20 protein-coding genes are annotated in these 19289 nt (G+C 71.4%); 13 read left to right on the top strand and 7 right to left on the bottom strand.

Annotation, left to right across the window (positions count from 1 at the left end):
- Positions 1–11 precede the first annotated feature (11 nt).
- Entirely contained in the window at positions 12–662 is a 651-nt protein-coding gene (locus tag ACWDX6_RS08170; protein WP_451484111.1) for a DUF305 domain-containing protein, read from the bottom strand.
- A 172-nt stretch (positions 663–834) separates the two neighbouring features.
- Here ACWDX6_RS08170 and ACWDX6_RS08165 point away from each other — a divergent pair, with 172 nt between their 5' ends.
- Positions 835–2376 carry an LVIVD repeat-containing protein gene (locus ACWDX6_RS08165; protein ID WP_451484110.1) on the top strand — a complete coding sequence of 514 codons (1542 nt, stop codon included), beginning with the start codon at positions 835–837 and terminating at the stop codon, positions 2374–2376.
- Here ACWDX6_RS08165 and ACWDX6_RS08160 read toward each other — a convergent pair.
- The 4 genes from ACWDX6_RS08160 to ACWDX6_RS08145 form a co-directional block, all read right to left on the bottom strand.
- Positions 2331–3026, bottom strand: a complete 696-nt coding sequence (locus tag ACWDX6_RS08160) for a TetR/AcrR family transcriptional regulator (RefSeq protein ID WP_451484109.1) — start codon at positions 3024–3026, stop codon at positions 2331–2333. The two genes, ACWDX6_RS08165 and ACWDX6_RS08160, sit on opposite strands and share 46 nt — an antisense overlap.
- Positions 3027–3155: 129 nt before the next feature.
- Positions 3156–3833, bottom strand: coding sequence for a phosphatase PAP2 family protein (locus tag ACWDX6_RS08155; RefSeq protein ID WP_451484108.1), 678 nt, complete (start codon positions 3831–3833; stop codon positions 3156–3158).
- 41 nt (positions 3834–3874) lie between these two features.
- On the bottom strand, positions 3875–4810 hold the full coding sequence (locus ACWDX6_RS08150; RefSeq protein ID WP_451484107.1) for a M56 family metallopeptidase: 936 nt from the start codon (positions 4808–4810) through the stop codon (positions 3875–3877).
- A gap of 70 nt (positions 4811–4880) precedes the next feature.
- On the bottom strand, positions 4881–5447 hold the full coding sequence (locus tag ACWDX6_RS08145) for a DUF5134 domain-containing protein (RefSeq protein ID WP_451484106.1): 567 nt from the start codon (positions 5445–5447) through the stop codon (positions 4881–4883).
- Positions 5448–5620: 173 nt separating this feature from the next.
- On the opposite strand from ACWDX6_RS08145, the gene ACWDX6_RS08140 reads away from it, so the two are divergent.
- On the top strand, positions 5621–6172 hold the full coding sequence (locus tag ACWDX6_RS08140; protein WP_451484105.1) for a GNAT family N-acetyltransferase: 552 nt from the start codon (positions 5621–5623) through the stop codon (positions 6170–6172).
- 45 nt (positions 6173–6217) lie between these two features.
- Here the strand turns inward: ACWDX6_RS08140 and ACWDX6_RS08135 are convergent, their stop codons facing one another.
- On the bottom strand, positions 6218–6901 hold the full coding sequence (locus tag ACWDX6_RS08135; protein ID WP_451484104.1) for a glycerophosphodiester phosphodiesterase: 684 nt from the start codon (positions 6899–6901) through the stop codon (positions 6218–6220).
- A 311-nt stretch (positions 6902–7212) separates the two neighbouring features.
- Between ACWDX6_RS08135 and ACWDX6_RS08130 the strand changes: the two genes are divergently transcribed.
- The 5 genes from ACWDX6_RS08130 to ACWDX6_RS08110 all read left to right on the top strand — a co-directional run bounded on the left by ACWDX6_RS08130 (position 7213) and on the right by ACWDX6_RS08110 (position 11872).
- On the top strand, positions 7213–8619 hold the full coding sequence (locus tag ACWDX6_RS08130) for a DUF6421 family protein (protein WP_451484103.1): 1407 nt from the start codon (positions 7213–7215) through the stop codon (positions 8617–8619).
- Positions 8620–8645: 26 nt separating this feature from the next.
- Positions 8646–9398, top strand: a complete 753-nt coding sequence (locus ACWDX6_RS08125) for an SDR family NAD(P)-dependent oxidoreductase (protein WP_451484167.1) — start codon at positions 8646–8648, stop codon at positions 9396–9398.
- Between the two features lie 8 nt (positions 9399–9406).
- Complete coding sequence (locus tag ACWDX6_RS08120; RefSeq protein ID WP_451484166.1) at positions 9407–10474, top strand: threonine aldolase family protein; 1068 nt, start codon at positions 9407–9409, stop codon at positions 10472–10474.
- Positions 10475–10551: 77 nt separating this feature from the next.
- Positions 10552–11157, top strand: a complete 606-nt coding sequence (locus tag ACWDX6_RS08115; protein WP_451484102.1) for a transglutaminase-like domain-containing protein — start codon at positions 10552–10554, stop codon at positions 11155–11157.
- 13 nt (positions 11158–11170) lie between these two features.
- A complete protein-coding gene (locus tag ACWDX6_RS08110) occupies positions 11171–11872 on the top strand; it encodes a B3/B4 domain-containing protein (RefSeq protein ID WP_451484101.1) in 702 nt (233 codons plus the stop codon).
- Positions 11873–11899: 27 nt separating this feature from the next.
- Here ACWDX6_RS08110 and ACWDX6_RS08105 read toward each other — a convergent pair whose 3' ends face one another.
- Positions 11900–12622 (bottom strand): lysophospholipid acyltransferase family protein, encoded by a 723-nt coding sequence (locus tag ACWDX6_RS08105; protein ID WP_451484100.1) that lies wholly within the window; start codon positions 12620–12622, stop codon positions 11900–11902.
- A 229-nt stretch (positions 12623–12851) separates the two neighbouring features.
- Here ACWDX6_RS08105 and ACWDX6_RS08100 point away from each other — a divergent pair, with 229 nt between their 5' ends.
- From ACWDX6_RS08100 to ACWDX6_RS08075, 6 genes are all read left to right on the top strand, one after another.
- Entirely contained in the window at positions 12852–13187 is a 336-nt protein-coding gene (locus ACWDX6_RS08100; protein WP_451484099.1) for a TlpA family protein disulfide reductase, read from the top strand.
- Between the two features lie 197 nt (positions 13188–13384).
- Complete coding sequence (locus ACWDX6_RS08095; RefSeq protein ID WP_403292138.1) at positions 13385–13903, top strand: flavin reductase family protein; 519 nt, start codon at positions 13385–13387, stop codon at positions 13901–13903.
- 189 nt (positions 13904–14092) lie between these two features.
- On the top strand, positions 14093–14878 hold the full coding sequence (locus ACWDX6_RS08090; protein WP_451484098.1) for an electron transfer flavoprotein subunit beta/FixA family protein: 786 nt from the start codon (positions 14093–14095) through the stop codon (positions 14876–14878).
- Between the two features lie 103 nt (positions 14879–14981).
- Positions 14982–15944, top strand: coding sequence for an electron transfer flavoprotein subunit alpha/FixB family protein (locus ACWDX6_RS08085; protein WP_451484097.1), 963 nt, complete (start codon positions 14982–14984; stop codon positions 15942–15944).
- Between the two features lie 153 nt (positions 15945–16097).
- Positions 16098–17396: a DUF6986 family protein gene (locus tag ACWDX6_RS08080; protein WP_451484096.1), complete on the top strand. Its 1299-nt coding sequence runs from the start codon at positions 16098–16100 to the stop codon at positions 17394–17396.
- An 85-nt stretch (positions 17397–17481) separates the two neighbouring features.
- Positions 17482–19275, top strand: a complete 1794-nt coding sequence (locus ACWDX6_RS08075) for a protein kinase domain-containing protein (protein ID WP_451484095.1) — start codon at positions 17482–17484, stop codon at positions 19273–19275.
- Positions 19276–19289 lie beyond the last annotated feature (14 nt).

The following is a 19289-nucleotide window of genomic DNA, read 5'->3' as shown; positions in this document are numbered from 1 at the left end:
CGGCGGGCGCGCTACATCGACCGCATCCGGTTGATCTCGGCCGTCTGCTGCGCGATCACGTCACTGGCCATCTCCTCCACCAGCACGTTGTTCCCCTCGCTCAGCGCCTGGGCCGCCATCGTCACCGCTCCCTCGTGGTGGGTGATCATCAGCCTCAGGAACAACTCGTCGAACGCCTTGCCCTTGGCGTTCCGCAGCTCCGCCAGTTGCGCCTCGGTCGCCATCCCCGGCATCGAGTGATGGTCGTGGTCACCCTGGGGGCGCGGCCCAGCGTTGTTTTTCAGCCAACCTTCCATCGCGCCGATCTCCGGCTGCTGAGCCGCGGCGATACGCTCGGCCACCTTCTTGACCCGCGTCGACTCCGCCCGGGCCGGGGCGAGCGCGGTCATCGTCAGCGCCTGCCTGTGGTGCACGATCATCATCTGCGTGTACGTGAAGTCCGCGGCGTTCGGCTTGTCGTCCGGCAGCAGCCGGGCCGCCTCCTCCGGCGATATCCGCCGCGCCTCCTCGCCCGGCTTGCCGGGCGCCACCACCGCGGGAGCCGGGGACCCCTTGCTCCGGGAAGCCTCCTCTCCGGGCCCCGACTCGCAGCCGGCCAGCGCCCATACGGTCACGGCGCTGAGCGCGACGACGACAGCTCCTCGGATACGGCGGTTCAACAAGACAACCTCCACGGGGACTTACTTTCCGGACACTCCCGAGCACACTTCCTCGGGCCGCTGATCAAAAACCTTGATGACGTCTGTGTTGCCATCTGTTGAGATGTGCACGCTAAGGACGATACTGCCGAGGTCCATCGACCGTTCGACTCGAACGGATACAAGGGAGGACGGAGTGACTTCGTTGCGTACCACGCGTACTCCGCGCACACGGATCAGAGGTCTGGGTGTGGCCACCGCCGCGGCCGGACTGCTGGTCGGCCTGCTCGCGACCGGCCCCGCGGCCGCCACACCCGACCCGGGTGACAGCCCCGTGCGGGGCACCGTCTCCTCGGAGCAGGCCGCCGAGGCGCGGTCCGCCATCCAGAGCGGCGAGATACCCGGTGTGGACCAGATCGTCCACACCGACAACATCAAGCACCTCGTGAACATCCCCAAGGACGCGCTCAAGGGCACCAACTCCGACCTTGCCTTCCAGGGCAAGTACGCCTTCGCCGGCAACTACGACGGCTTCCGGATCTTCGACATCAGCAACCCGGCCGCCCCCAAGACCGTCGCCCAGGTGCTCTGCCCCGGCTCCCAGAACGACATCTCCGTCTCCGGTGACCTGCTCTTCCTCTCCACCGACTCCTCCCGCAGCGACAACTCTTGTGCCAGCACCAGCCAGCCGGCCACGGAGAAGTCCTCGTGGGAGGGCATGAAGATCTTCGACATCAGCGACATCGCCAACCCGAAGTACGTCGCCGCCGTCGAGACCGCCTGCGGCTCGCACACCCACACCCTGGTGCCCGAGCGCAGGAACGTGTACGTCTACGTCTCCTCCTACTCGCCCAACGCCGCGTTCCCGGACTGCCAGCCCCCGCACGACGGCATCACGGTCATCAAGGTGCCCCGCAAGGCGCCCGAGCAGGCCGTGATCACCGGCTTCCCCGTCCTCTTCCCGGGCGAGGGTCCGGACGGCGGCGGCAACCCCGGCGGTCCGACCAACCCGGGAGTCTCCAAGACCACCGGCTGCCACGACATCACCGTCCTGCCGTCCAAGGACCTGGCGGCCGGTGCCTGCATGGGTGACGGCATCCTGTTCGACATCAAGGACCCCGAGCGCCCCAAGGTGATCGACCAGGTCCAGGACAACGTCAACTTCGCCTTCTGGCACTCGGCGACCTTCAACCAGAAGGCGAACAAGGTCGTCTTCACCGACGAGCTCGGCGGCGGCGGCGCGGCCACCTGCAACGCGGCCGTCGGCCCGAACCGGGGCGCCAACGGCATCTACGACATCGTCGGCAAGGGCGGCAAGCGCGATCTCGTCTTCCGCAGCTACTACAAGATCCCGCGCCACCAGGCCGACACCGAGAACTGCGTCGCCCACAACGGCTCGCTGATCCCGGTCAAGGGCAAGGACCTCATGGTCCAGGCGTGGTACCAGGGCGGCGTCTCCGTCTGGGACTTCACCGACTCCCGCAAGCCGAAGGAGATCGCCTACTTCGAGCGCGGTCCCATCTCCGCCACGACGTTCGCCGGCGGCGGTTCCTGGTCGGCGTACTACTACAACGGCCACATCTACTCGAACGACATGGTCAAGGGCTTCGACGTGCTGAAGCTCGACGACCGCCGCACCGACCCCGCGAAGCGGGTCCGGATGGACGAGCTCAACGTCCAGACGCAGCCGGACTACTTCGACGACTTCGACGACTTCGCCGACTTCGACGACGACTGACGCGGCACCCCGGCCGGTAATCCGGACGGGGCCGCTCGCATGCCGTCGGGTGGTACCCCGCCCGGCGGCATGCCCATGTCCCAGTCGAGCCCGTACCGCTGGAACAGCTCCGCCCGCAGCCGCGCCACCGGCATCGGCGCGCCCGGCAGCAGCACCGCCACGACCGCGCCCATCAACAGGGCCCGCAGCAGCGGATACTCCGTGTCCACGTCCGGGGAGCCGTACCGTTTCACCGTGTCCCGCAGCAGGAACGCGAGCCGCTGCTGCTCCGGGCACTGCACGAACCCCTCGGCCTGGAGGATGCCCGCCATGTGCGTCCGCATCAGGACCGGACGGCTCACCGCCAGGCCCAGGATCGCGTCGATCGCCCGCGCCAGCCTCTCCCGCCCGTCCTCCGTGCGCGGCTCGCGCTCCAGCGCCTCCTCCAGGGTCAGATGCATCAGCCGGTGCACCGCGGACTGCAGCAGCTGCCTCTTGCCCGGGAAGTAGTACGAGATCAGTCCCCGCGCCGAGCCGGCCCGCTCGGCGATGTCGGCCAGCGTCGTGGCTTCGTAACCACGCTCCGAGACCAGTTCGACGGTGGCTTGCAGAAGCCGTTCGCGAGAACGCCTTCGAAGCTCTTCATTGACCGATGCGCTACGCGGGGACATGCTGGACTCCTGCGTTGACTGGCTCGCGGCCAATATACTCAGCGCATCCTGCTGTCGCGCCTTCGTGCCTGGTCAGCGGGTTTGCCGTCTGTTCTGGGCGACGCGGGGGATCGTCCAGGACAGGCGGCTTCAGTGCGTTTCTCCCATTCTCCTCCGATCGCTGCCGGGGCCGCCCTCTCCGTCCCGGTCCCCGCCGCTCCCGCGGTACGTGACGATCGCCACAGCGACCAGGCTCCAGCCGAGCAGCCAGCCGCCCACCACGTCCGACGCCCAGTGCACCCCGAGATAGACCCGGGTCCACCCCACGCCGAGCACCGACACCACGGCCACCACCGCCAGGACGCTCCAACCCCGCCACGTCTCGCGCCAGTACAGCGCGAGCACCCACAGCAGCAGGCCGCAGGTCACGGTCGCCGTCAGCGCGTGCCCCGAGGGGAACGCCGCGTAGTTCGCCGAGTCGACGGGATCGGGCCAACTCGGCCGCTCCCGGCCGATCACCGCCTTCACCCCCTGCTGGACGGCCGCCGCCACCAGGCTCGTCCCCGCGAGCCACAGGGCCGGCCGCCGTCGGCCCCGCCGCCAGAGCGTCACCACGGCGACGGCCATCAGCGCACGCATGGTCCACGGGTCCCAGACCCAGTCGGTGAGGATCCGGTTGAGCCGGGTGAAGCCGGGCTCGGCGACGGCGCTTTCGTGCAGGGCCTCGGAGACCGACCGGTCCAGCGAGAGCAGCGGTGGCCACCCGACGGCCACCAGAACGAGCAGCAGCAGGGCCAGGGCACCGGAGAGGACGGCGGAGAAGCGCATGAGACGATCTTCCCCGACCTCCCCGGTCTACTCCCGCGCGGCTAACCGAGAGCCTTCAACGCCGGTACGAAGGCCACCAGGACGGGCACCACGGGCACGCACGCCGCCGCCGCGGTCAGCCGCAGCCGTCGCCCCGCCGTGAGCCGAGGAGCGGCCGTCAGAAGCCGGTTCACCCGGTGCGGCAGATCGCCGTCCGGCGCCTGGCCGGGCCCGAACACGCCCCGATCCTCGTTGAGTTCCACCAGCGCCAGCGCGATCGTCAGCCGTCCGAAGCGGCGCGAGGCCACGTCGTCGGCGGCCAGCTCCACCAGCCGGTGCATCTGGTCACGGAAGGCCGCGAAGACGGGGACCCCGGGGAACCCGCCGGCCAGCGCGGCGGAGCAGTGCAGCAACCAGTCGTGGCGCGCCCGGGCGTGTCCCTGCTCGTGTGCGAGGACGGCGTCCAGCTGCCGTCCCTTCAGTCTGCGCAGCGCGGCCGTCGTGATGACCAGCTGCGGCGCGGCCCCCGGCAGCCACCAGGCGTCCGCGCGCTCGCCCTCCAGGACCACCAGCCGCTCGCCGCCCGGCTCCTCGCCCGGCAGGAGCGGGGAACGGACCAGCAGTTCACGGCGGCGCCGCCGACGCCGGGCCCGCGCCCGGCCGATCTCCCGGCCCAGCATGGCTCCGGTCCACAGCCCGCCGCAGGCCAGGGCCACGGCGAGCACCGCCGACCAGGGCCGGTGGGTGCCCAGTTCGTACGCCTCCAGCACCCCGTGCGGGGCGGGAGCGAAGACCCGACCCCGTACCACCTGCCAGGCGGCCGCCGCGCTGAACGTCATCGACAGGGCGAAGCTCATCAGGACCGCCGCCACCACGCACTGCCACACCCACAGCGCGACCACGGGCTCGCGTTCCGCCCAGTCGGACCGCGACAGCAGTCGCGGGGCCACGACGGCGGTCAGGAGGCCGAGCGCGAGCAGCGCGAGGGAGACCAACATGACGTCAGCCTATGAGGGCAGTGCTACCCGGGGGTATGACCTCGCACGGCAAGTGACGTACGCCACGGTTTCACAGCGCCACCAGCATCGCCAGCATCGCCAGCGCCATCGACAGCCGGCAGACGCGCGTGAACTCGGGCCGGCCGGCCCGGCCGGGCGGCGGACCGGCGCCGGGCACGCCCGCCGGAACCAGTCGCGCCCCCGAGCGCAGCACGTACACCGCGAAGTACGCGAGGAGCGCCCCCGTCAGGAGCGGTATGCCCCCGCTGCCGTGGCCGCCGTGCCCCCCGTGCGCTCCCTGCGCCGGGGCCGCCATCGCCACCGCCATGTAGACCATGGCCGCCGAGCCCACCAGATGGTGCAGATGATGTCCGCCGCGCCGGACCCCGCAGAGCGCGCCCACCGCCGTCGCGCCGAACACCGCCGCGTAGACCGCCCAGCTCCAGACCGGCGGCGTGAGCACCACGGCGGGCAGCGCCATCGCCGCCATCCCGAAGCCCATCACGGCCTCGCCCGCCGCCGCCCTGCGCTCGGGACCGGCGCAGCCGCGCGTCCGCAGCAGGCAGTAGACCCCGCTCGCCGCGCACAACACCGTCGCCAGCCACGCCGGCCACGCCCCGAACCCCGCTCCGTGCACGGCAGACCTCCCCCTTTGACGGCGCCGTTCGGTCCCCAGTGCATGCCCGGCCCCGCGGGGTCACACGCGAGCGCAGAGGCGCGCGAGGGTGTACGAGGGGGGCGCGCCGCCCGCGTTAGGCTCGGGGCGATCGCCTCCACCGATCGTCAGCGCCCGAGGGGAGACCGAACACCATGGACACCGCCGCGCCCCAGGACACCGGCCGGATCACCTACCGCGACGCGGTCGAGGACGACGTGCCGGTGCTCGTGCCGCTCGTCGAGTCGGCCTACCGGGGCGACTCCAGCCGGACCGGCTGGACGACGGAGGCGGACATCCTGCGGGGGCAGCGCACCGACGCGGAGGGCGTGCGCGCCGTCATCACCACCCCCGGCAGCCGGCTGATGGTGGTCGAGCGCGACGGTGAGGTCGTCGCCTGCTGCCAGCTCGAACAGCGCGGTGAGGTGGCCTACTTCGGCATGTTCGCCGTCCGCCCCGAGCTTCAGGGCGCCGGTCTGGGCCGCCGGATCATCGCCGAGGCGGAGCGCCGGGTGCGCGAGATCTGGGACGCGCGGGAGATGCACATGACGGTGATCTCGGTGCGCGAGGAGCTCATCGCCTGGTACGAGCGGCGCGGCTACCGCCGTACGGGAGAGATGACGCCGTTCCCGTACGGCGACGAGCGCTTCGGTCTGCCGCAGCGCGACGACCTCCAGTTCGAGCTCCTGGTCAAGCCGCTGGTCTGAGCGGGGCCGTCGGTCCGGGCCGGGGCCCTGGGCCGGGCCGGGCCGTCACGCGGTGAACCGGCCGGTGCGGCGGATCTCCGGCTGGTCGGTCGTCGCGCCGTCCAGATTCAGGGCCCGGGCCAGCCGCAGGTCGTCCTGGGTGTTCACCACCCAGCCGATGACCCGCAGTCCCTCTCGGTGGGCCCGCTCCACGGTCTCCAGGGTGAGGTGCCGGATGTTGAGCACCAGGGCACCGGCCCCGACCGCCTTCGCCCGGTCCACCACGTCCGCGCCCCAGCGGTCCGCCACGAGCGCGGTACGGACGCCGGGAACCAGCCGGGAGATCTCCGCGAGGGCCGCGTCGTGGAAGGAGAGGACCTCCACCCGGCCGGCCAGGTCGCGGCGCAGCATCACCTCGGCGAGGGCCTCGGCAGCCGCCACGTCCTTGATCTCGGCCTGGAGCGGCGAGTTCACCGCGTCCAGGACCTCCTCGAAGACGGGCACGCGCTCCCCGCCTCCGGCGTCCAGCTCCCGCAGCTCGGCGAGGGTCAGCTCGGCGATCGGGCCGCTGCCGTCCGTGGTCCGGTCGACGTCGGCGTCGTGCATGACGACGAGGGCGCCGTCCTTGCTCAGATGGAGATCCAGCTCGATGGCGTCCATGCCGGCCTGCTCGGCGCGGACGAAGGAGCGCAGCGTGTTCTCGGGTTCGACGCCCATGACTCCGCGATGACCGATGGTGAGGAAACTCAAGATCTTCTCGCTTCCGTCGCTGTCCGTGCCCGGGTCCCTCCGGTCTCCCCGGTGGTGGCGCAGCCTAGTCGCTGGGGCCGAAGAGGGAAGCGCACGCGCGGGGGGCGCGGGAACGCGCCGTTCCGAGCGCCTCGCCGCCGCGGGGCGGTACCGAGCCAGGCGGTGGATGCGAGCGCTCTGGCCCCTCCTGACAGGAAAATTCACGGTGAGCATAGGGGTAGGGCAGGATAATTTCCCTTGGTCTACTTGTGGGAAGGAACCGCGAATGGATACGGTGTCTTGACGCGAGGTTCTCCTGTGGAGGAAGTGGAATGACGGAAATTCTTGTGCAGGACGTGATCGGTGGGGGGATATCCACCTCTGACCCGGTGATCCACCACCCTGCCTGGCCCGAGCTCAAGAATGCCGTGGAGGAGATCCGTCCCTGGCAGAGCAAGGACGGATCCATCGACTTCGCCGCCGAGGGCGCGCCGTCCCGCGCGCTCGCCGAGGCCACTGTCGAGCGGATCGTCGCCGCGGTGGAGCAGCTCTCCCCGCTGCTCCCGCACGACGCCGCGTACCACCGCGCCGCCGTCGCCGACCTGCGCCGGTGGGCCGAGGGCGGCTTTGAGGTCCCCGACTTCCTCGACTCGCTGCTCGCCTTCCAGCCGGCCGCCGAGCGCGTGGACGGGCGCCAGCACCTGGCGCTCTTCCCGATGTACACGCAGAACGGCAACCCGGACCGCAACCTCGAAGCCGTCGTGCTGCGCATGGTCTGGCCGGACTGGCTCTCCGAGCTGGAGCGCACCCGCTACGACAACCCGCTGTTCTGCGGCATCACCTTCGAGGACTTCACCGCCGGTTACGACACCCACTCGGCCGTCCTCTTCCCCGAGACCATCGCCGTGCGCGAGGCCCCCGAGCGCTTCAGCTGGGGCGGCATCTTCTGCGACCGCGAGGCAGCCCGCTTCCGCAAGGTCACCGAGGCCGCCGTCGACATCCTGGGCATCGACCTGCCCGAGGACATCGCCGCCATGGTCCACGACCAGAAGCGCTGCGAGTCCGCCTTCGTGCTGTGGGACATGGTCCACGACCGCACCCACAGCCACGGCGACCTGCCCTTCGACCCCTTCATGATCAAGCAGCGCCAGCCGTTCTGGATGTACGGCCTGGAGGAGCTGCGCTGCGACCTCACCGCCTTCAAGGAGGCCGTGAAGCTCGACGCCGAGGGCAACCCCCACGGCCGCGACGTGCAGTACGCCGTCCTCTTCGACCGGATGTTCCGCTTCCCGGTCTCCGGCGACCGCGACCGCAACTACGACGGTCTGGGCGGCCAGCTCCTCTTCGCGTACCTCCACAAGCACGACGTGGTGCGCTGGACGGACAACACGCTCAAGATCGACTGGGAGCGTGCCCCCGAGGTCACCAACCAGCTCTGCGCCGAGATCGAGAAGCTGTACCGCGACGGCATCGACCGCCCCAAGCTGGTCCACTGGTTCAAGGCGTACGAACTCGTCTCCACCTACCTCGCCCCGCACCCCGGCTCGCGCTGGGCCAAGGGCCCCGACGCCCTCGACCTGACGCAGCCGCCGCGCAAGCTCGTCGACGACGTGCTTCCGGACGAGTTTCCGCTCAGCATGTTCTATGAGGCCCTTGCCAAGAAGCTCAAGGGCGTGATCGCGTCCACCAAGGGCATCACGGCCGCGAACGCTTCGCGGCCCGAGCAGGCTGCCGCGTGAACTCAGTCACGGAGGAGGCGACGACCATGAACGGGAACGGCGGATCGCTGGAGGGTGCCGTCATCGCGGTCGCGGGAGCGGCGGGCCCCGCGGGGCGGGCCGCTCTGATGCGGCTCGCGGAAGCCGGTGCGATCGTCGTCGCCTCCGACGCCGATCCCGCCCGCCTCGCCGAGGCGGTCGACGCCGCCCGGTACGCGCACGGCGGCGCCACCGTCGTCGGGGACACGGTCGACCTCCTGGACGTCGGCGCGGCCCGCGACTGGGCCGACAAGACCGAGAAGGAGTTCGGCCGGATCGACGGCCTCGTCCACCTCGTCGGCGGCTGGCGCGGCAGCGCCTCCTTCGCCGAGACCGACCTCGCCGACTGGACCTTCCTGGAGAAGCTGCTGATCCGCACCGTCCAGTCCACCTCGCTGGCCTTCCACGACCCGCTGCTGCGCAGCGACCGCGGCCGCTATGTGCTCATCAGCGCCGCCGGCGCCTCCCAGCCCACCGCGGGGAACGCGGCCTACGCCGCCGCCAAGGCCGCGGCCGAGGCGTGGACCCTCGCCATGGGCGACGCCTTCCGCAAGGTGGGGGGCGACGACGGTCCCAAGGCGGCGGCTACGATTCTGGTGATCAAGGCACTGGTGCACGACGCCATGCGCGCCGAGCGACCGAACGCGAAGTTCGCGGGCTTCACCGACGTCAAGGATCTGGCCGACGAGATCGCCGGTGTCTGGGACCGGCCCGCTCAGGAAGTGAATGGACAGCGTCTGTGGCTGACCCCCAAGCCGTGACATCGGCGATGCCCCCCAGGACCGACGCGAGTCGTCACCACGACCCGTCGGTCCGGGGTTTCGCGAGCGACAACTACGCCGGAGCGCACCCCGAGGTGCTCGCCGCGATCGCGCTCGCCAACGGCGGTCATCAGATCGCCTACGGCGAGGACGACTACACCGAGCACCTCCAGCGGATCATGCACAGCCACTTCGGCCCGACGGCCGAAGCCTTCCCGGTCTTCAACGGCACGGGTGCGAACGTCACCGCCCTGCAGGCGCTGACGGACCGCTGGGGCGCCGTGATCTGCGCCGAGTCCGCCCACATCAACGTGGACGAGGGTGGTGCGCCCGAGCGCATGGGCGGCCTCAAGCTGCTCACCGTGCCCACCCCGGACGGCAAGCTCACCCCCGAGCTCATTGACCGGCAGGCCTGGGGCTGGGAGGACGAGCACCGGGCGATGCCGCAGGTCGTCTCGATCACCCAGAACACCGAACTGGGCACGGTCTACACCGTGGAAGAGATCCGCGCCATCGTGGAGCACGCCCACGCCAAGGGCATGAAGGTCCACCTCGACGGTGCCCGGATAGCCAACGCCGCCGCGTCGCTGGACGTCCCCATGCGGGCGTTCACCAACGCGGTGGGCGTGGACGTCCTCTCGTACGGCGGGACCAAGAACGGCATGCTGTTCGGCGAGGCCGTGGTGGTCCTCAACCCGGACGCGGTGAGCCATATGAAGCATCTGCGCAAGCTGTCCATGCAGCTCGCGTCCAAGATGCGGTTCGTGTCGGTGCAGCTGGAGGCGCTGCTCGCCAAGGACCTGTGGCTGCGCAACGCCCGCCACGCCAACGCGATGGCGCAGCGGCTCGCGTCCGGTGTGCGCGGCGTCGACGGCGTGGAGATCCTCTACCCCGTCCAGGCCAACGCGGTCTTCGCGCGGCTCCCGCACGAGGTGAGCACCCGGCTGCAGAAGCGCTTCCGCTTCTACTTCTGGGACGAGGCGGCCGGCGACGTGCGCTGGATGTGCTCCTTCGACACCACGGAGGACGACGTCGACGCGTTCCTCCAGGCGCTGAAGGAAGAGATGGCGCGCTAGCCGCACCGGACGCATAAGTATACGGCCGACCGGAAATTGATTGACTCCGGTCGGCCGTCTTCCTACGCTCCAAGCGCATGGAACTCATTCAGCGGGAACCAGAACTCTCCGCCTACCTCGCCGCCGACGCGGCCGTCGATCATGAGCACCCCCGCGTGCGGGGGACGGCGGCCCGGCTGCGCGCCCAGCACCCCGGCGCCGGTGCCTACGCCTACGCCAAGGCGGCCTACGAGTTCGTCCGCGACACCATCCCGCACTCGTTCGACTCCGGGGGCATGCGCGTCACCTGGCGAGCCTCCGACGTCCTCGCCCACGGCACCGGCATCTGCTACGCCAAGTCGCACGCGCTCGCCGCGCTGCTCCGTGCCGAGGGCATCCCCACCGCGCTCTGCTACCAGCGGCTCACCGATGACGACGGTACGCACCCGGTCGTCCACGGGCTGATCGCCCTGCGGCTCCCCGGCGAGACCGCCTGGGCGAGGCAGGACCCCCGGGGGAACAAGCCCGGCGTCGACGCCCAGTTCTCCCTGGGTGCGGAACGGCTGGCATGGCCCGTCCGACCGGAGTGCAGTGAAGTGGATTATCCAGTGCTCTATGCTGAACCACATCCGGCCGTCCTGAGCGCCCTGTACTCCGCTCGCGACCGGCCGCACCTCTCGCGGACCCTTCCGACGGAACTCTGACGCAAGGACGACGATGCCCCTCACCCTGACCGTGTCCGACGAGGTACGTGCCCTCGTCCCCGGCTTCACCCATCTCGCCGTCGAGGCCCACGGTCTCGTCAACGGGCCGAGCGACGAGGCCAGTTCGGCACTGCTCGACGACGCGGCGCGGCGCCTCGCGGAGCGGCTCGCCGGGGGCACCCCGGACAAGGACCCGCACATCGCGGCCTGGCGCGCGGCGTACTCGGCGTTCGGGGCCAAGCCCTCCCGTACCCGCAACTCCGCCGAGGCTCTCGCCAAGCGCGCGCTCGCCGGCAGCGGAGCCGGCGGCCTGCCCCGGATCAACCGGCTCGTCGACGCCTACAACGCGATCAGCGTCGCCCATCTCATCCCGGTGGGCGGCGAGGACCTGGACAAGATCGAGGGCGGGATGCGGCTCGTACGGGCCACCGGTGACGAGCCGTTCGTGACCATGGCCGGCGGCGAGGAGACCGTCGAGCACCCGGAGCCGGGCGAGATCGTCTGGTGCGACGAGGCGGGTGTCACCTGTCGCCGCTGGAACTGGCGCCAGGGACCGCGCACCCGGATCGAGGACGGCACGGTCAACGCGATCTTCCTGCTGGAGTCGCTGGCCCCCATGACCGTGGCCGAGCTGACGGCGGCGGGCACGGAGCTCGCCGAGGCGCTGGAGAAACTGAGCCCCGGGGCCCGGATCACGGTCCGCACCCCGGCGTGACCTTCCGGTGAAGCGCCGGCCGACCGGTCAGCCGGCTTCCTTGACCTGAGCCGGAGTCGGAGCCGTACCCCCGAGGTGCGCGGGCACCCACCAGGTGTCGCCCGCGTCCTTGGGGCGTACGGGATAGGCGCGCTGCGCGGCCTCCAGGAGCTCCTGGACCCGGTCGCGCAGCCGCCGGGTGATCGCGCCCGCGTACTGGTCCGCCGGAGCCTCCATCGGCTCGCCGACCCGGATCGTCACCGGGATGTGGCTGCGCTTGAAGTTGCGGGGGCGGCCCTTGGTCCAGATCCGCTGCGTGCCCCACAGGGCCATGGGGATCAGCGGAACCCCGGCCTCCTGCGCGAGCCGCGCGGCACCCGACTTGAAGCTCTTGAGCGTGAAGGACTGCGAGATGGTCGCCTCGGGGAAGACACCGATGATCTCGCCGGCCCGCAGCGACTCCAGCGCGTGCTGGTACGCGTGCTCGCCCTGGGAGCGGTCCACCGGGATGTGCTTCATTCCGCGCATGAGCGGGCCGGACACCGTGTGCCGGAACACCGAGTCCTTGGCCATGAAACGCACCAGGCGCTTCTGCGGCAGTGCGGCCAGGCCCGTGAAGATGAAGTCCAGATAGCTGATGTGGTTGCTCACGAGCACCGCGCCACCCGTGCGCGGGATGTGTTCCGAACCCTGAGTGTCGATCTTGAGGTCGAGCGCCCTGAACAGAGTGAGCGCGGCGCCGATGACCGGCCGATAGACGAGTTCTGCCATCTGAGAGGAACCCCTTCTCGTGTGCCTGGGGAGGGTCTCCCGGCGGAAGTTACGCGGCCGTAGGTTTTCGGCTTTGGGCAGATCGTGCCCCATGTGGCCGCCGGTGACCAGTCCTGACGGCTTCGCACGGGGAGATTCTCGTCACGCCTGCCCGCTGTGGCGGGAATCGAACCCTGCCGTGGGACGCTGCACGGAGCGGAAGAGGACGGCGGGAGAGCGGAGAACGGACATGAGCGGGCAGCCGGACGCCCTGGACGCCGAGGTGCTGGACGCCGAGGTGCTGGGCGCCCCGCTGGGGGAGCGGGCCACCCTCGTACAGTTCTCGACGGCGTTCTGCCAGCCCTGCCGCGCCACCCGGCGGACCCTCTCCGAGGTCGCGGGGATGATCGAGGGAGTGGGGCACGTGGAGATCGACGCCGAGGAGCGGCTCGACCTCGTGCGCGCGATGGAGATCGTACGGACCCCCACGGTTTTCGTCCTCGACCGCGCCGGGCGGATCGTCGTCCGGGCCTCCGGGCAGCCCCGCCGCGCCGATGTCATCGCCGCGCTCGGCCGGGCCGTCTGACGCGGTGACACATCTCCCACATCCCGGGACGCGCTTGACTGCACCCGCCGACCATCGACAGGCTGGCCAGATGCCCTCAGAACTCCTTCTCCATGGGCGGGCCCACGTCGACTCGGCCCGCGACGCGAGCGCGCGCTGTCCGGGTGTGTGAGAACCCCCGGACCCTTTTCACGACGCCCCCGCAGAAGGACAGTTCCATGACGGTTTCGCCCGAGCTCCGCACCGTGCGCGCTCCCCGGCAGGCCTCGCCCGATCTCCTCCGCTCCGTCTTCCGGCAGCACGCCGCCGGTGTCGCGGTCATCACCGCCGGCGGCGCGGACCGCCCCGTCGGCTTCACCGCCACCTCCCTCACCTCGGTCGCCGCGGAGCCTCCCCTGATCTCCTTCGGCGTGGGCACCTCCTCCTCCAGCTGGCCGGTGATCGCCGAGGCGGAGCACGTCGGCGTCCACATACTCGGCGAGCACCAGCGGGAGCTGGCCGAGACGTTCGCGCGCAGCGGCGCCGACCGGTTCGGCGATCCCACACGCTGGAGCGTGGGCCCCGAGGGGGTCCCGGTCCTCGACGGCGTCCTCGCCTGGCTGGTCTGCCGGGTCGTGGCCAGGGTCCCGGCCGGCGACCACCGGATCGTGATGGCCCAGGCGGTCGCCGGAGACCCCGCCGGAGCGGGCCGGCCGCTGCTCTACCACCAGGGCCGCTTCAACGCCCTGCGCGACTGAGAGTTCCACTCCTCGCGCGTTGCTAACGTCACACACCTGAGCGCTTGCTTACCGGTAACGAACTGAGTGTACTGACGAGTAATATCTCGGTCGGGGCCCAAGCCGCCCCAACCGGAAACCCGCCCTTCAGGCGCCTATGCTGCGAGCAACAAGGCAGCCCAGTTATGACGATGCAGTAGGAGAGCCGGCGTGAGCTTGAGGATCGTTGTCTGTGTGAAGTACGTGCCCGACGCCACCGGCGACCGGCACTTCGCCGATGACCTGACCGTCGACCGCGACGACGTCGACGGCCTGCTGTCGGAGCTCGACGAGTACGCGGTCGAGCAGGCGCTGCAGATCGCCGAAGAGGCGGACGACGCCGAGGTCACCGTGGTCACGGTCGGCCCCGAGGACGCCAAGGACGCGCTGCGCAAGGCGCTGTCCATGGGCGCCGACAAGGCCGTCCACGTCGAGGACGACGACCTGCACGGCACCGACGTCATGGGCACCTCGCTGGTGCTGGCCAAGGCGATCGAGAAGACCGGCTACGACATCGTCATCGCCGGTATGGCCTCCACCGACGGCACCATGGGTGTCCTGCCGGCCATCCTCGCCGAGCGTCTGGGCGTCCCGCAGGTCACGCTGCTGTCCGAGGTCAAGGTCGAGGACGGCGTCGTGAAGGGCCGCCGTGACGGCGACACCGCGTCGGAGCAGCTGGAGGCGTCCCTCCCGGCCGTCGTGTCGGTGACGGACCAGTCGGGCGAGGCCCGCTACCCCTCCTTCAAGGGCATCATGGCCGCCAAGAAGAAGCCGGTGGAGTCCCTGGACCTCTCCGACCTCGAGATCGAGGCCGAGGAAGTGGGTCTGGAGGGCGCCTGGACCGCGGTCGACTCGGCGGCGGAGCGTCCGGCCCGCACGGCCGGCACGATCGTCAAGGACGAGGGCGAGGGCGGCAAGCAGCTGGCCGAGTTCCTCGCGAGCCAGAAGTTCATCTAGCCGCTGGGGTCCGGGGGCCGCCCCCCTGGACCGACAGGGCATCCAAGGGCTCGCGCGAGCCGATCAGTCCGCCCCCTTTTCGTTCGCAGGAGATTGAATCCCCATGGCTGAGATTCTCGTCTACGTCGACCACGTCGACGGCGCCGTCCGCAAGCCCACCCTGGAGCTGCTGACGCTGGCCCGCCGCCTCGGCGAGCCCGTCGCCGTCGCGCTGGGCTCGGGCGCCGAGGCCACCGCCCCGGCCCTCGCCGAGCACGGTGCCACCCGCGTCCTGACCGCCGACGCCCCCGAGTTCGCCGAGTACCTCGTCGTACCGAAGGTGGACGCGCTGCAGGCCGCGTACGAGGCTGTCTCCCCGGCCGCCGTGCTCGTCCCGTCCTCCGCCGAGGGCAAGGAGATCGCGGCCCGCCTCGCGGTCCGCATCGGCTCCGGCATCATCACCGACGCCGTCGACCTCGAGGCCGGCGACGAGGGCCCGGTCGCGACGCAGTCCGCGTTCGCCGCCTCCTTCACCACCAAGTCCCGCGTCTCCAAGGGCACCCCGGTCATCACGGTCAAGCCGAACTCGGCCCCCGTGGAGGCCGCCCCGGCCGCGGGCGCCGTGGAGCCCCTCGCGGTCTCCTTCGGCGCGCTGGCCACCGGCACCAAGGTCACCGGGCGCACCCCGCGCGAGTCGACCGGCCGCCCGGAGCTGACCGAGGCCGCGATCGTCGTCTCCGGCGGCCGCGGCGTCAACGGCGCCGAGAACTTCGCGATCATCGAGGCGCTCGCCGACTCGCTCGGCGCGGCCGTCGGCGCCTCGCGCGCCGCCGTCGACGCCGGCTGGTACCCGCACGCCAACCAGGTCGGCCAGACCGGCAAGTCGGTCTCGCCGCAGCTGTACATCGCCTCCGGCATCTCCGGCGCGATCCAGCACCGCGCGGGTATGCAGACGTCGAAGACGATCGTCGCGATCAACAAGGACGCCGAGGCCCCGATCTTCGACCTCGTCGACTACGGCGTCGTCGGCGACCTCTTCGAGGTCGTCCCGCAGCTGACCGAAGAGGTCAAGGCCCGCAAGGGCTGACCTGCGGTTCTATACGGTCCGGGGGCCGCGTGGTGATGATCACCGCGCGGCCCCCGGCCGTTTCGGACAACCATTGACTCAGGTCCCGACCGGCTACTAACTTCGCTATACGGATTGTTGATTCCGTGAAGCGGAAAAGAGAAGGGTGTGGGAATGGGTCAGCAGGAGAAGGTCGCCACGAGCCTCGCGGGCGCGGTCAGCGAGGGCATCAGCGCCTCCCTCGCCGCCGTGGACGCCGAGCTGGACCGCCGCTACCCGGGGGACCCCGGCACCCGCCAGCCCGTCCACACCGTCTACGTCCCCGGCAACGTCTTCGACGCCGGAACCATCCGCTCCTGGGGTGACCAGGCCCTCGCCGCCCTCGACGAGCACGCGCCCGACGCCGACTCCTTCGCCGCCGTCCTCGGCCTCCCGGACGCGCTCGCGGAGGACGTGTACGGCCGGGTACGGGCCAAGCTGGAGCGCGAGCCGATCGAGGACCTCCGGGTCGACTTCGAGGACGGGTACGCGGGCGCGGGCGCGGACGCCGAAGACCTCGACGCCGCCCGCGCCGCCCGGCTGATCTCGGAGGCGTACGGGAACGGCACCGCGGCCCCGTACATGGGCATCCGGATGAAGTGCATGGAGGCCGCCGTACGCGATCGCGGCATCCGCACCACCGACATCTTCCTCACCGGCCTCATGGAGAACGGCGGCCTCCCCGACGGCCTCGTCCTCACCCTGCCCAAGGTGACCTACCCCGAGCAGGTCTCCGCCTTCGTGCGCCTGCTTGAGGCCTTCGAGAAGGCCCACGGCCTGGACGCCGGCCGCCTCGGCTTCGAGATCCAGATCGAGACCAGCCAGTCCATCCTCGCCGCCGACGGCACCGCCGCCGTGGCCCGCATGATCGACGCCGCCGAGGGCCGCGCCACCGGACTGCACTACGGCACCTTCGACTACAGCGCCTGCCTCGGCGTCTCCGCCGCCTACCAGGCCAGCGACCACCCGGCCGCCGACCACGCCAAGGCGATCATGCAGGTCGCCGCCGCCGGCACCGGCGTACGGGTCTCCGACGGCTCCACCAACGTCCTGCCCGTCGGCTCCACCGAACACGTCCACGAGGCCTGGCGCCTGCACTACGGCCTCACCCGCCGTGCCCTCGCCCGCGCCTACTACCAGGGCTGGGACATGCACCCGGCCCACATCCCCACCCGCTACGCCGCCGTCTTCGCCTTCTACCGCGAGGGCTTCGAGGCCGCCGCCAAGCGCCTGTCCGCCTACGCCAACCACGCCGGCGGCGACGTCATGGACGAGCCCGCCACCGCCAAGGCCCTCAGCTCGTACCTGCTGCGCGGCATCGACTGCGGAGCCCTGGACACCGCCGAGGTCGACGCCCTCACCGGCCTGACCCGCGCCGCCCTGGACCGCTTCGCCGCACCGCGCCGCGGCGACCTGACCGGCACCGCCCCGTAACCCCCGCGGAACCACCGCACGGAGGTCTCCACCGGGCCCCGTACTCTGTACGCGTTCCACACAGCCGACAGAGAACGGGGCATCGGTGTCTTCGGGGGAGAACGAGCGGCTCGCCGGCCGTTATCGGGTCGTACGCCAACTGGGCCGCGGCGGCATGGGCGTCGTCTGGCGCGCCGTCGACGAGGTCCTCGGGCGCGAGGTGGCCGTCAAGGAACTGCGGGCCTACAACGACTCCTCGGGGCCGGAACTGGCCGATCTGCGGCTGCGGATGCAGCGCGAGGCACGTGCCGCGGCCCGTGTGCGGCACCCCGGGGTCATCGCGGTCCACGACGTGGCCGACCATGAGGGCCGCCCGGTCATCGTCATGGAACTGGTCGACGGGCCCTCGCTCGACGACGTCCTGAGCGAGCGCGGCGTCCTGGACCCGCGGGAGGCCGCCCGGATCGGCGCCGCCGTCCTGGAGGCGCTCGCGGCCGCGCACGAGGTCGGTGTGCTCCACCGCGACGTGAAGCCCGGCAACGTCCTCCTCGACCGGAGCGGGCGGGTCGTCCTGACCGACTTCGGGATCGCCGCCATGGACGACCCGGGCGACGGTTCGGACACGCGTCTGACGCGCAGCGGTGAGATCGTCGGCTCGCTGGACTACCTGGCCCCGGAGCGTGCCCAGGGACAGCAGCCGGGCCCCGCCTCCGACATCTGGGCGCTGGGTGCCACGCTCTACGCGGCCGTGGAGGGCTCCTCGCCGTTCCGCCGCACGTCCACCTGGTCGACGCTGAACGCCATCGTCGTGGAGCCCCTGCCGGAGCCGCGCAACGCCGGACCCCTCGGGCCCGTCCTGCGGCAGCTGATGGACAAGGACCCGGCGCAGCGCCCCGACGCCAGGTCGGCGGCCCGCCTTCTCGGAGCCGTGGCCCGGGCCGGCGAGGCCGGCCCGGGCACGCCGTGCGCCCCCACCGCACCCGCCGCGCCGTACGGGGTTCCGGGCGCCGTCCCCGTGCCGACCGAACCGAACGCGGTCCCGCACCGTCCGGAGGGCTTCGGCCCCGCGGTGCCACCCGCCGGGGGACTCGCCCCCGCGACGCCCCCGGTCACGCAAGCCTCCACCGCACCGGCCGGCGGGTTCCCGTCCGCCGGTCACACCTCCGCCGGGCCGACCGCGCGCAAGCGGTCCCCGGTGCTGGTCGCCGCGGCCGTCGCCGCCGTCCTGCTGGCGGGCGGCGGTGGGACCTACGCCCTCGTCGGGCACGGTGACGGCACGGATCGGGAGCGCCTGGCCGGGGAGCAGACGTCGCCGAGCGGCCCCGCGGCCGACCCCGGTCGCGCGCTGGACCCGGGCGGTGTGGGTTCGGCGACCGCGTCCGCAGCCCCCTCGAAGGCGGGCGCGACGAACTCCGCTTCGCCCGCCCCCTCCGCGTCGAGGACGTCGAAGCCGCCGGTGCCCGGCTCCGGCGGCAGCGGTACGGACGGCGGAGGCACCACGACCGGCGGAACCGCCTCCGGAGGCGGTTCGGCGAGCGGAGGCGGCACGAGCGGAGGCAGCGGTACGACCGGAGGCACGGCCACGACGAGCGGCGGCGGGCAGTCCACGCAGCCCGCACCGGCCTGCCACCCTCGGGGCGGAGGGAAGTACGACTGCCAGGTGTGGCGCACGGCGACGTCGTACAGCCACTCGGGCGCCGCCATGGGCACGCTCAACGCCGGTACCAACTACTTCTACTGCCAGAGCGATCTGGGGCGGCGGGAGACGCACGGCCAGTGGACCAACGTCTGGGCGGCCAGGACGGACGACGACAGCGGCAACACCAACGTCTACGTCAACGTCGTGAACCTCAAGGGCGGCGACAACGACCAGCCGCTGCCGGGCCTCCCCGTCTGCTGAGCACGGACCGGCTC

Source organism: Streptomyces sp. NPDC003027 (assembly GCF_053591435.1).
Note: the sequence above shows the minus strand (reverse complement) of the source record. Positions and strands in the feature narration are given on the sequence as shown.